We start from the raw sequence: 12900 nt of genomic DNA on the forward strand, positions 1-12900 counted from the left end.
TGATCATGGTGATCATGGTGATCATCCCGATTTCAAGGGAGACGAATTTTGTCAGCACAAAGAAGTGCCGTATCCCTGCGTGCCGGGATACGGTGTGCAGGCTCAGGGCGCTGGAAGCGATGAAATTGGGGTGTGTACATTGTGCACATTTTGGGCTTCGCATCGGGGCGTATGTGGGTCGGTTCGGGCCGGATTCCGCATGTTACCGGGAGTTCCCAGTGTTTGTGGGGGAGGGAATGCAGTTCGAGTCCCACCTCGGGCACGTGTTTTCCCTGTTCAGGGGCTTGTGGGCTTCTGAATGTGTACAAATCTCCTTTATGGGCCCCTGTGGGGCCCATTTTTGTTGGCGGCGGCTGGTCTGGCGGCTCCTTCCCTGGACTTGGACAGCGGTGCTGCTTGCTCCTTCATGGGCGGGAGCGCTTGGAACTGCATGACCTGCTGCGACTTGGGATCACTCGGGCCTCCCGTCTTGCTGTTTGTGTCGGACCTGGTCGGCCTTGTGCCTATTCGTGTCCCGGAGTTGTGGTGACGGCATGACCTGAGGGAAGTTTCTGGGAGATTTCTGGTCCTCGATTCGTTCTTTTTCTTGGCCGGAGAGAGTTGGGCGGGCGTTTGTCCGGCAAAGGTTGTGTGGACCTTGTCCACGCCAATGTAACGTGATGCCGTAGAACACCGGGCAACCTCCTGTCCTGGTCCAGGCGAGAGCCGGAAAGGAGAAGCGATGAACACCCCTCCATACCTGCGCTGGGACGAATCAGGCCAGCAGCAGCTCCTCGCCCGGGCTGAAGCGCTGCTCCAGCGGCGACGACGGTGCCTGCTCGGAATAGCCGGGGCGCCCGGTGCCGGCAAATCCACCATCTCCGAATGGCTGCTGGAGCACCTGCTCACCAACCATCCCGGGCAGGTCGCCCTGGTCCCCATGGACGGATATCACCTGGCGCAGTCGCTGCTCGAGTCCCGCGGGATGGAGCACCGCAAGGGCGCTCCCGAGACCTTCGACGGTGCCGGGTACGTCGCGTTGCTCCGCCGGCTACGCTCAGAGACCTCGCGGGAGACCTTCGCGCCGATGTTCCGCCGCGAAGTCAACGACGCGATCGCCGGGGCCATCGCCGTCCCGCCGGAAACACGCCTGATCATCACCGAAGGCAACTACCTGCTCTTAGACGAGGCCCCATGGAACGAGGTCGCATCCCTCCTGGATGAAACCTGGTTCGTGGAACTCGAACAGGGCGAACGCCTGCGCCGGCTCACCGCCCGGCACCTAAGATTCGACAACGACGCCGCCATCGCCGAATGGCGCGCAACCGGCAACGACGAACGCAATGCCCGCCTGGTAACACCAGGAAGCCAACGCAGCACGCTCGTCATCGAACACACACCCGCTACCGTCTCGGCGCCCGGCCGCGAGTAAGCGGCCAGAAACCCAGCCGCGGCTTCAGCGGGACTGCGGCGTTACTCACTGCCTGGAACACAAAATGCCCCCGAGATTCTTTGATGAGTGCCCACCCTAACGTGCCTTCGTAGCCCCTTCTGAGCGGCGGCTTGTCATTGTCACGGCTATCGGCGGCGTAGGCAGACTCACAGACTGCGGTAGTGACAGACTTCCGGTGTTGTGAACGCATTCTTCCCGTCTTGCGAAATGCAGGCAAGCCGCAGTTCTGTGCCCGGGGTTGGTGCTGGTGTTTTGGGTCTTGCTGTCAGGGCCGACGGGGGATTGGACGGTTTATTGAATACGCAACATCTGCCACGGACGCGGCTGTCCCGTCCTCGTCTGATTAGGAGGCCGTCGCGTTGGCCGGTGGTGAATTATCCAGGCCCAGCCAGGCCAGGGCTGCGGCGACGAGGGCTTCGGTTCCGGTCTTTAGGGTCGGCTGGAGGACGGGCAGGAACATCGGCGAGTGGTTGGCCGGAACGTCATCCAGCACCCGGCCGTCCCGTACGGCGGCCCTGTAGGTCTGCGGGTCCGTTCCGCCGATGCCCCAGTAGGTGTAGGGGATGTTGCCGGTCCGCGGAATATCGCTAAAGTCCTCGCTGGCGGTCTGGAGCTCGAGGCTGCCGGCCCGGTCGCCGAAGTAGGTGCTGAAGGCCCCGGCTACGCGAGCGGTTGTTGCCTCGTCGTTGACGGTGAGCGGAAAACTGTCGAAGGTTTCGAAGTCCGGTTCTTTGGGGGAGCCGCTGGCGGCGCACTCGGCTTGGACGGCACGTCGGACAGAGTCGAGAATCCGCTGCCGGGTGGCGTCGGTGTAGGTGCGCAGGTTCAGTTCCATGACCGCCTGGTCGGGGATGATGTTGCTCTTGGTTCCGGCGTGAAGGCTCCCGACGGTGAGGACGGCAGGTTCGGTGGGCGGGGTTTCGCGGGAAATGATTGCCTGCAGGCGAAGGACGATCATGGCGGCCAGCACGACAGGATCAATAGTGTTCTGCGGCATTGAGCCGTGGCCGCCGCGGCCGTGGACTGTGATGCGGAGGCTGTCGGCGCTGGATAAGACCGGGCCGGACCGGGTGGCGACGTGGCCCGAGACTCCGGGCAGCACGTGCTGGGCGAGTGCGACGTCGGGCGGGGGGATGCGATCAAGGAGAGCGTCGGCGAGCATGCCGCGGGCGCCGTCGCCGGTTTCCTCGGCTGGCTGGAACAGGGCAACGAGGGTGCCTCGCCACTTGTCCTGGTGCTCGGCGAGCAGTCTGGAGGCGCCCAGCAGGCATGCGACGTGAACGTCGTGTCCGCAGGCGTGCATGACGGGCACACGGTCCCCGCCCTGGTCCTGGGCTGTGATGGTGCTTGCGTAGTCTGCGCCGGTCCGTTCCTGCAGGGGCAGGGCGTCCATGTCGGCCCGGAGTAAAACCGTTGGCCCGTTGCCGTTGTGCAGCACCGCAGTGACTCCTGTTCCCCCGATACCGGTCTCCGTTTGGAAGCCGTAGGAACTCATGCTGCGCGCCACGTTGGCGGCGGTGCGGTGTTCTTGGTGTGAGAGCTCAGGGTTTTGGTGGAGGTCCTTGTAGAAGTCCTCCTGTTCCGGGCGGATTGACTCGTAGTGTTGCAATATCTGTTCGGTCGCGGCCACAAGGTCTCCTTTCGTCCGGCTCGAGCGTCCTGCCCTGCCCCCCAACCTACGCCGGGCCGGTCCCACCTGCTAGGTCTTGCCCGGTTTGCGACGACGTCACGCAGCAACCCCCCGCCGACCCCTGTGGTGACGCCCAGCAGGGCGGCCGAAACGGGGTTGATGCCCGCGTCCAGGGCCGTGACTGCTCCGGCAGTACAGAACAGTGCCAGGCCGCCGGCGTCAAAGATCAGCAGTGTCCGCGGGAACCGCTGGACACGGCGTGCGAAAAAGTAGACCAGCAGTGCAGCGGCCACCGGCGGGACCAGGTACACCGGCTGGGTGAAAGGCATCGGGGTAACGCCGATGATCAGGTCCCGCACCACGCCGCCGCCGAGCCCGGTCAGCGACCCCAGCAAGAGCGAGCCCACTATGTCAAAGGCCCGCCGCGCGGCCAGCAGGCCCACCGGCGCCTTCTTAGGGAGCGCTTTCGCGCCCTGAGCGGCGGCTCCGTCTTTGGCCATCAGTCTCCTCGCTCCCGAAGTTGACCTAAAGCGGTTGGGATTTCGTATGCCCGAGGACAGACCAAATTGGTGGAAGCTTTACATAAGATCCGCTATCAGCTCCCGCCCTGCAGAGTGGCCCATGGCCGATAGCGGAGGTGCCATCCCGGCGCCGTGATGCTGGACTCCTTGGCTGCTTCGGGGGAATAGCGGGGGCAGCGGCGGTCTTGTTCTAACCGGCGCGTCGACAACCGGCTGCCTCGTGAAAGGACCTCATTGCCCACTCCCTTTATCCCGTTCACCATGCGCGCTACTGTCCGCGACGACCACAAGCGCTCTTTCCGCACGGACATAGAACGTCTTACCGGCGGTCATCGCGGGTGGGCGCCGCTGGATGTCGTCAAATCCACCGACACCCAGGCGCTGCTGCGAGGAGCGATCGCTCAAAGCGTTCACACCGCTACGGACGCGAGCCTCGCCCGCTACCTCCAGGATCGCTTTGTCGCTGATAACGATATTTATTTGGATCTCACCGTCTGCATCGGACGCTAGCAGACGCCCACGCAAGCCCCGGACCACGCTGGTCCGGGGCGTTTCCATGTGATCGAAAGGCAGCCGGGCACGTACCGTCGCGCCCCTTGAAGGCATCGTGGCCAATTAGTGCAACGCTCTGGACCATGCAGCGGCAGCGCTGAATGACGTGGCGTCCCCGGCTGTGATGCGGGTGTGAGGCAGGGAAGGTGTTCCAACCAGTGAAAGTCCAGGTGGGACTGCAAGGCGGGACATCCTAGGGTTGAAATTCCTCTACTCCCGCAGACCGGGTAGTCAATGCCAGCAACGGACGGAGCCCCATTGGTTGACATTGCAGTCGAGCAGGTTCGGCAAGTAACATCTCCCGCAGCCATCACACCGGTTATTCCGGGTTTCCACCCTGACCCCACAATCTGTCGGGTCGGCTTCGACTATTTCCTGGCAACGTCGAGCTTTGAGTACTTCCCCGGAGCGCCGATCTTCCACAGCCGGGACCTCGTAACTTGGGATCAGATCGGGAACATCCTCACCCGGCGGAGCCAGTTCGCTGTTGGGGACGGGCGTCCTTCAGGCGGGATCTTCGGCTCAACGCTCAGGCATCACAACGGTGAATTCTGGTTCGTCACCACGAACATGAGCGACTTCGGTGGCGGTCATTTGCTGTTGCGGTCCAAGGAGGCTGCCGGCCCGTGGAGCGACCCAGTACAGATACCGGGAACGCTGGGCATCGACCCGGATATCGCGTGGGACAGCGACGGAAGTTGTTACCTCACCTGGGTAGGGTTCGGCCCCGGCGAGAATGAGTCCGGTATCGTCCAGGCGCGGCTGGATCCCGACGCTGGCCGCCTCTTGGAATCTCCCAGGAAGGTGTGGCAGGGAACAGGGTTGGCCTACCCGGAGGGGCCGCACCTGTATGAGGCGGGCGGCTGCTGGTATCTGGTTTTGGCCGAAGGCGGCACGGAACGCGGTCATGCCGTCTCTGTCAGCCGTGGCAGCAGTCCCGCAGGTCCTTTCGAACCGCATCCGAACAACCCCATCCTCAGTCATCGCAGCATGGCTGCGCCCGTCCAGAGTGTCGGCCACGCGGACCTGGTCGAAACGGTCGATGGTGATTGGGCCGCGGTCTACCTCGGTGTTCGTCCCCGAGGCGTTGTTCCTGGCTTTCACGTCCTGGGTCGAGAAACTTATGTTGCGGGTATCTCCTGGGACCAGGGTTGGCCGCGGTTCGATGAGGACCGTTATCAGGTTCCCGTCGTCGGGTCTTCGTTTATTGACGATTTCTCTTCAGACAGCCTTCACCCGCGGTGGATTTCACCCGGCCAGGACCCGGCTTCGTTTACGGCCGAAACCCCTGAAGGTCTCCTTATCAGGCAGAGGCAGACTGGCAACGTTCCCATCCTGGCAACCAGGGTCCTCGGACACGTTTGGGATGCACGCGCGTCAGTTCTACTCTCGGGTGACGAGGCGGTCAGGTTCCTCCTGAGGATGGACGACTTCCATTGGTATGGCATCGAAGCCTCCGGACGCCAAATCCGGGTCGTGGCCCAGATCGGACCCCTTCAGCAGGTGGTAGCGACAGCGGAAATCGACCCAGCCCCTGGACCATTTCAGCTGGAAATCGCATGCAACGACTCACCCTTGGCGGGCCAACCGGGCATAAATACTGGGCCGGACGAAGTCACATTGGGCTTTCGAGAGCACGGCGAGCTGACGACGCTCGCGCGGATGGACGGCCGGTATCTGTCCACAGAGGTCGCCGGCGGGTTCACCGGCCGCGTTGTCGGACTGGCGGCAACCAGCGGCAGCATTATCATCGAACGGTTCGAATACAACCATCACGATTAGCGCCGCTCGAGTTCGTCCATCCCTGAGAGTCTCCGGACCCATTTAAGGCACGATTGCGCTCTCCCAGCCAGTGCGGGAGCTCCACAGTCGGGGATGAATGCGTGCGAACCTAAACGCCGGCTTCGACGGCTCGTCAAACAGTGGAATGTGAATGACTGCTGGTCGCATTCGTGGACTCATCGCACGAGGGATGCTGCGCGGCTGACCGCCGGCGGTTCTCCAGGATCAGTGGCAGAAGGGCCGCAGGGGAGGCAGCAACGGCGGCGGCCTGCAGGGCTTCCTCGGCCTCCCCGTATCCCCAGAGTGCGAATATTGTGGGGATTCCGTGGATAGCTGCTCCCGCGACGTCGTAGCTTCGGTCTCCGACCATTGCGGGACTGGAGATGTCTACGCCTGTGGAATGGAGCCGAAGCAGCAATTCGGCGATGACGTCTGCCTTGCTCGCTCTTCCCTCGCTATCTGACGCTCCGCACACGGTGATGAAGTGGCAATCAATTCCGAACATTCGCGCCAGTCTTATTGCTTGATCTTCAACCTTGGATGTGGCTACGGCCATCGGAATGCCGGCCGAATGTAGGCGTTCGAGTAGATCGATGATCCCGTCGTAGGGGCTGGACTGTTCGGCGCCATGATCGGCGTACGCTTTGCGATAATGTTGGAGGGCCTTTTGGGCCGTCTTTTCGTCCAGTTGTGAGACTGATCTGAAGGACTCGATCATGGGCGGACCAACGAATCGGCGCAGTATGTCCATGCTGGGGACCGGCGCGCCCACAGCTGCCAATGCCTGTGCAGCACTTGTTGTAACGCCCGGTGCTGAATCCAGGAGCGTGCCGTCCATGTCGAACAAGATGCAGCTAATGCCAGTGAGAGATGGCCGGGCTTGATGAAGTGTCATTTTTTCGAGGCTTTCGGTCTTGAAGTTGTTTCCGTTCCGGTTGGGTCCGGGGGATTATTGCTGTGAAGGGCAGGCATGGATCGAGTGAGTCTTGATCAGATTGATCAGAGGATTCTTGCGGAGCTTACGAAGAACGCTCGCATGAGCCATGCAGAGCTGGCGACCAAAGTCCTCCTTTCGAGGAACGCTGTGCGCCAGCGGATCGAGCGGATGGAACGGCAAGGGTATATCCAGGGGTACACGATTGTTGCCGGCCCTCCGGGCCAGGGCCCGGTGTCCGCCTTCCTGATGGTTTACAGGAAGGACCGGGTGCGGGGGGCGGACGTCATCTCCGTGTTGCGGTCCATTCCCGAGGTGGTTCTGTGCGATGTCGTGAGCGGTGACTTTGATCTTCTGGTGAGGGTCGAGGCCCGGTCGCTGGAGAGGGTTCAGGAGATCTGGGAGCAGATCGCTGCTATTCCCGGAGTCACGGACACGGTGACGGCCATGACGCTTTCCAGTTTCATCAGGCGGGGCGCCGGAGGTGCCCGCGCCACGGAGTGAAAGTGATCAGACTCCGGTCATGTTTGGATTTCTGACAGGCAGCACGGGGGAGTCCAGCAGTGACCGAGCTGCGTCCCGATCCAAAGGTTCTTTCTGGTGACGATGTCCAGAATGGTTGATCCGTCCTGGAGGGCTTCCTTGGTGCGCAGTTTGTGCCGGCTGCTCGGAGGAACTGGAGGGGCGCAGGCCCTCGGCCGCGCCCCTCCAGTTCGATCAGTTCTTGATGCAGATGACTTTGGGCTGGGTCATCTCCTCATACGCGAAATGGACGCCCTCCCTGCCCATGCTCCCGTACTTAGCCCCGCCGAATGGCATGCCGTCGAACCGGTAATCAGAGGAATCATTGATCATGACGCCGCCTGCTTCGAGCTGGCGGGCCGCATCCATGGCCCTGGCCAGGGAGTCGGTGAATATGCCCGCATGAAGACTGAACTCGATGGCATTGGCGACGTCGATGGCCTCTTCGAAGGTGTTGAATTTACGAAGCATGACCACAGGGCCGAAAACCTCCTCCCTCCACAAGCTGCTGTCCGCCGGTACGGCTTCCAGGACGGTCGGCTGAAGCACATTGCCGTCCGTGACGTTGCCTGAGAGCAGGACGGCGCCGGCGCCGAGGGCCACGTCCAGTTTGGACCGGAGCTCCTGCAATGCTGTGGGGCTGATCATGGGTCCGACATCCGTCTGTTCATCCGATGGGTCTCCGGCAACCAACCGCGCCGTTGCCTCCAGGAAGCGCTGGCGGAACGCGCCGTACACGGGGGCGGCCACGAGGATCCGCTGCACCCCCACGCAGTTCTGGCCGGCGGCCCAAAATGCTCCGGAGACGCAGGATGCCACGGCTTTCTCGATGTGTGCATCGTCCAGGACGATCACGGGTGCGTTTCCGCCGAGATCCATGGAAAGCTTCTTCAGGCCTGCCGTGCGGGCGATACTCTCCCCAGTGGAGAACCCCCCGGTGAAGGACACCATTCGTACGTCCCGGGACCGAATGATTTTTTCGGCCACTTCCCGGTCGCCGTGAACAATCGTGAGGGCTTCCGGCGGGAGGCCGGAGCTCACGAGGGCGTCCGTGAGCAGCTGGGCTGACAGGGGAGTCAGCGCAGAGGGTTTGAGGATGACGGCGTTTCCTCCGGCGATTGCCGGGCCGATCTTGTGTGCCACCAGGTTGAGGGGGTCGTTGAAGGGAGTGATCGCGGCAATGATGCCCAGTGGTTCGCGGGAGTACCATCCTGTGCGGTCCTCTGAGCCCTCGTAGGAGTCAAAGGGTATGACTTCACCGGCGTTCCGGCGTGCTTCGGCAGCCGAGAGGCGGAGCGTGTTGACCGCGCGCAGTACTTCCTTCCGCGCCTGGCGGATCGTTTTACCGGCCTCGGACACAATTGTTTGCGCGAACTCCTCGTTGCGCTGCTCGATCTCCGTTGCGGCGCCGTCCAGTATCTTCCCGCGTGCGTTGCGGGACAGAGCCCGTGCCTTCCGGGCGCCGTGTCGGGGCAGGGGCTCAAGGTGTCAGTCATGGCGGTCTACGCTCCCAGCTTGTAGACGGTGGCGTTGCCCACGGTCTGGGCCTGGTAGTTGGCCGCGACCCAGGTGGCGACCTCGGAGTTGCCGCCGCGGCCCCCGCCCATGCCGCCCATGCCGCCGGAAATGAAGTAGCCGATCTCGCCGCCGTCCACCATCGCCTGGAACTGTGCGAGCGTCGGGTAGGGGTCGCCGCCGTTCCAGCCGCCGAGGGCTATCACGCTGGTGCCGGTGGCGAGTTCCAGGCTCGCGGCCTGGGTGGCGCCGGAGACAATCGCGGACCACTTGGCGCCGGAGGACTTCAGCAGCGCGGTCAACTCCGCCGAGGACGTTTCCCCGCCGGGGCCACCGCCCATACCGGCACTGCCCACGCCGTCAGTGCCGGTTCCGTCAGTGCCGGTTCCGTCAGTGCCGGTCCTGCCTGCTGCCCCGAAGCCGCCGCCCATCGCGGACGTGGTGGGGCCCGACGTGGGGATCGAACCGGAATGCGGCTGGGCGACGGTCGCCAGTGTCCACGCGGTGCTTCCGAGCCCGCCGGCAAGCAGGCAGAGGATCACGACGCCGGCCGTGGCGGCCTTGCGGAACCGCGCCGGGAGAGCCGCCATGCCGTCCGCCCGCAGGAGCAGGAGCAGGGCCGCGGCGGCGAGGACGCCCAGGACCACCACGATCACCCGGAGCCCGGGAAGCCAGGACGGGTCGCGGCCCAGGAGCACGGCGGACCAGACAGAGGTGGCCAGCACCGTCACGGCCAGGACAACCCGGGCGGGCCAGTAGGCCCGGCCCCGCCACAGTTCCAGGGAACCGATGCCGGCCAGCGCCGCGATGGCGGGGGCCAGCGCCACGGCGTAGTACGGATGCACGGTGCCGCTCATGAAGCTGAAGATCCCGGCCGTGATGACCAGCCAGCCGCCCCACAACAGGAGCGCCGCCCGGGTTTTCGAGGTCCTGGCCTCGCGCCGGGTGAACCACAGCCCGGCGGCCAGCAGGATCAGGGCCGCCGGCAGCAGCCAGGACACCTCTCCGCCGAAGCTGGTCCCGAACATCCGGGTGATCCCGGGCGCGCCGCCGAAGCCGACGTTTCCGTTGCCTCCCGGGCCGCCGGCGTTGCCTCCCAGGTTTCCTCCGGCGGGCATGCCCCCGCCTGACCCGGTGATCCGGCCCAGGCCGTTGTAGCCGAACGTGAGTTCCAGGAAGCTGTTGGTCTCCGACCCTGCCATGTACGGCCGGACCGAGGCCGGGGTCAGCTGGAACAGCACAACGTAGCTTCCGGCCACGACGGCGATCCCGGCGGCGGCGGCCAGCAGGTGCAGGAGCCGGCGGCCGAGGGTGGTGGGCGCCGCCCACAGGTAGGCCAGGGCCAGGCCGGGAACGATCAGGAAGCCCTGCAGCATCTTGCTCAGGAAGGCCAGGCCGATGACCGCGCCGGCCGCGGCGAGCCACTTCCAGCCGGCCTTCTCGATGGCGCGGGTGGTGAGGTAGGCCGCCAGCACCAGGCACAGGGTGAGCATCGCGTCCGGGTTGTTGAACCGGAACATGAGGGCGGCCACCGGGGTCAGCGCCAGGGCGCCGCCGGCGAGCAGGCCCGCGGCCGGCCCGGACACCCGCTTGATGGTCAGGTAGAGAAGCCCGACGGCCGCCACTCCCATGATCGCCTGGGGGATGAGCATGCTCAGGGCCGAGAAACCAAAGATCCGTCCCGCGAGGGCGGGAATCCAGAGTGCGGCCGGGGGCTTGTCCACCGTGATGGCATTGCCGGCGTCGAGGGAACCGAAGAGCAGCGCGGTCCAGTCCTTGGTCCCGGCCTGGATCGCCGCGGCATAGAAGGAGTTGGCGTAGCCGGTGGCCTCCAGATTCCACAGGTACAACGGCGCGGTGACCACCAGAAGCAGCGCTGCCGAGGGCCGCACCCAGCGGGGCTGCGGTCCGAACAGCAGCCGGTCCCGGCGGCCTTGGGCGGCCGGCGCCGGGGACGCGGGCAGATGGGGCGCCGTCCCGCCGTCTCCGGGAACCGGGTGTGGCTGTTCCTCGGCGGCCGGCGGCCTGCCGGCCGGGGAACCGCCCTGGGCTCCGGCGGTGGGACTGATGGTTGCCGTCATTTACTTGGCCTTTTCTGTGCGAGGGAGGGAAGGATCGGGGGCGCCGGGCGCCGGAACGGCAGCGGCGGGCCTGTGGCGGAAAACCACCAGCCGGAAGAGCAGGAACTTCACGGCCGTGGCGGCCAGGTTGGCGGCGGTGACCGTGAGCAGTTCAAGCCAGCGGTCCGGTGCCGCTCCCGACGCGGCGTGAACGAGGGCGAGTGCGCCCGAGGTCAGGGCCAGCCCGATGCCGAAGACCAGCAGCCCCTCGAAATGGTGGCGAGCCGCCTGGCTGCTGCCCTGGATGCCGAACGTGAAGCGCCGGTTGGCCGCAGTGTTGGCCACGGCGGTGGTGAGCAACGCGAGGAAGTTTGCCAGCTGCGGGTCCATGAACCCGCGGCAGAGCAGGAAGATCGCCAGGTAGGCCAGGGTGGAGGCCACCCCGATGCTGCCGAAGCGGACGAGCTGTCCGAAGAGGCTTCCACCGGGGCTTTGTTCCTGGGCCCGGGAGGCGGCCGGCAGCGGTCCGCGGGCAAGGGCCGCGCGCAGGTCGGGAACCGGGATCCGGCCCGATACCAGGTCCCGGCTCAACCGTGCCATGCCGCGCAAGTCCGCGAGGGCCGTCTGGACGATGTCCACGCTGGAATCCGGGTCGTCGGTCCAGTCCACCGGGACTTCATGGACGCGCAGGCCGCACTTTTCTGCCAGGACCAGCAGCTCGGTGTCGAAGAACCAGGCGTTGTCCAGCGTGTGGGGAAGCAGCTGCCGGGCCACGTCCGCCCGGATCGCCTTGAAGCCGCACTGCGCGTCACTGAAGTGGGCGCCCATGAGGGCCTGGAGCAGGAAGTTGTAGCTGCGCGAGATGAATTCCCGTTTGGGTCCGCGGACCACGCGGGAGTTGCGGGTCAGCCGCGTCCCGATCGCCAGGTCGGAGTGCCCGGAAATGAGCGGGGCAAGGAGCGGTCCGAGGGCCGCCAGATCAGTGGAGAGATCCACATCCATGTACGCCAGAACCGGCGACGGCGAGGCCAGCCACACCTTGCGGAGTGCGTTTCCGCGGCCCTTTTCTGCCATATGGACCACCGTCACTTCGCGCAGCTCGCGGGCTACCCGTTCCGCGGCCTTGAGCGTTCCGTCGATGCTGGCGTTGTCCGCCACGGTGATCCGGAAGGAATGCGGGAAGGCGCCGAGCAGGTACGCGTGGAGCCGGCGCAGGCAGGCCTCGAGGTCCCGTTCCTCGTTGAAGACCGGGATGGTGACGTCCAGCAGGGGCGTGCTGGCGCGCGTATCAATGGCCGTGCGCCGGCCGCCGGGGCCGGTCAGCGCCCCGGCGATCGGGCCCGGGACCGGTGAGTCGGCCAGCGCAAGCCCCGAGGGTGCCTCGGGGGCCGCCGGGCCGGCCGGCGTCGCCGTGGAGCGGGGCAGGGTTCCTGTGGCCTGGTCTGTGAATGTCATGGCTCAACTTTCCCGGCGGCCCATATGAGGGCTTTAGGGTCAAGCTGTGCGGGGGCTGTGGAAGTCTGGCCCGCCGGGCCGGTCCCGCAGTGGAGACGCAAGGAGGCCCCGGATCCATGGGATCCGGGGCCTCCAAGGCGGGGGCGGCTAGTGCCGGTTTAGTACCAGTTGTGTGCGTAGTGGAAGTTCAGGGCGCCGCAGGGGGAGCCGTAGCGCGACTTGACGTAATTCAGGCCCCAGTTGATCTGGGTCCGGTAGTTGGTCATGTAATCGGCGCCGGCGCTCGCCATCTTCGAGGCGGGCAGGGACTGGACCACGCCGTAGGCGCCGCTGCTGGCGTTCGTGGCGGTGGTCTTCCAGTCGGATTCCTTGGTCCACAGCTTGTGCAGGCACTGCATCTGGCCGGGTGCCCAGCCATAGCTTCCCAGCTGGGACGCGGCGTAGGCCTGCGCGCCGGCGGGGTCGTCGATTGCGACCGGTGCGGGTGCCGGTGCGGG

General features: G+C 65.1%; 8 protein-coding genes and 3 pseudogenes. 4 read left to right on the top strand and 7 right to left on the bottom strand.

The features are described from left to right. Positions 1-721 precede the first annotated feature (721 nt). Positions 722-1411, top strand: coding sequence for a nucleoside/nucleotide kinase family protein (locus tag Y706_RS0119520; protein ID WP_028277915.1), 690 nt, complete (start codon positions 722-724; stop codon positions 1409-1411). Positions 1412-1775: 364 nt separating this feature from the next. Here Y706_RS0119520 and Y706_RS0119525 read toward each other — a convergent pair whose 3' ends face one another. Together Y706_RS0119525 and Y706_RS30450 are read right to left on the bottom strand one after the other, a co-directional pair. Then, positions 1776-3062: an amidohydrolase gene (locus Y706_RS0119525; RefSeq protein WP_043436561.1), complete on the bottom strand. Its 1287-nt coding sequence runs from the start codon at positions 3060-3062 to the stop codon at positions 1776-1778. Positions 3063-3121: 59 nt separating this feature from the next. Further along, a pseudogene (locus tag Y706_RS30450) lies at positions 3122-3505 on the bottom strand (TRIC cation channel family protein); the annotation flags it as partial. Positions 3506-3817: 312 nt separating this feature from the next. Between Y706_RS30450 and Y706_RS0119530 the strand changes: the two are divergent. Both Y706_RS0119530 and Y706_RS0119535 read left to right on the top strand, forming a co-directional pair. Beyond that, positions 3818-4093, top strand: coding sequence for a hypothetical protein (locus Y706_RS0119530; RefSeq protein ID WP_028277917.1), 276 nt, complete (start codon positions 3818-3820; stop codon positions 4091-4093). Positions 4094-4393: 300 nt separating this feature from the next. Next, entirely contained in the window at positions 4394-5917 is a 1524-nt protein-coding gene (locus tag Y706_RS0119535; protein ID WP_253906845.1) for a glycoside hydrolase family 43 protein, read from the top strand. A gap of 133 nt (positions 5918-6050) precedes the next feature. Here the strand turns inward: Y706_RS0119535 and Y706_RS26580 are convergent, their stop codons facing one another. Further along, complete coding sequence (locus Y706_RS26580) at positions 6051-6755, bottom strand: HAD hydrolase-like protein (RefSeq protein WP_253906846.1); 705 nt, start codon at positions 6753-6755, stop codon at positions 6051-6053. Between the two features lie 132 nt (positions 6756-6887). On the opposite strand from Y706_RS26580, the gene Y706_RS0119545 reads away from it, so the two are divergent. Next, on the top strand, positions 6888-7355 hold the full coding sequence (locus tag Y706_RS0119545) for an Lrp/AsnC family transcriptional regulator (protein ID WP_028277919.1): 468 nt from the start codon (positions 6888-6890) through the stop codon (positions 7353-7355). Between the two features lie 213 nt (positions 7356-7568). On the opposite strand, the pseudogene Y706_RS26585 reads toward Y706_RS0119545, so the two are convergent. From Y706_RS26585 to Y706_RS30455, 4 genes and pseudogenes are all read right to left on the bottom strand, one after another. Beyond that, positions 7569-8837: pseudogene (locus Y706_RS26585) on the bottom strand (aldehyde dehydrogenase family protein); the annotation flags it as partial. A gap of 38 nt (positions 8838-8875) precedes the next feature. Next, complete coding sequence (locus tag Y706_RS0119555; protein WP_028277920.1) at positions 8876-10969, bottom strand: glycosyltransferase family 39 protein; 2094 nt, start codon at positions 10967-10969, stop codon at positions 8876-8878. Further along, complete coding sequence (locus Y706_RS0119560) at positions 10970-12403, bottom strand: bifunctional glycosyltransferase family 2/GtrA family protein (RefSeq protein ID WP_028277921.1); 1434 nt, start codon at positions 12401-12403, stop codon at positions 10970-10972. A 158-nt stretch (positions 12404-12561) separates the two neighbouring features. Further along, positions 12562-12900, bottom strand: a pseudogene (locus Y706_RS30455) (hypothetical protein); the annotation flags it as partial.

This window comes from Arthrobacter sp. I3, assembly GCF_000520575.1.
Classification (GTDB): Bacteria; Actinomycetota; Actinomycetes; order Actinomycetales; family Micrococcaceae; genus Arthrobacter; species Arthrobacter humicola_A.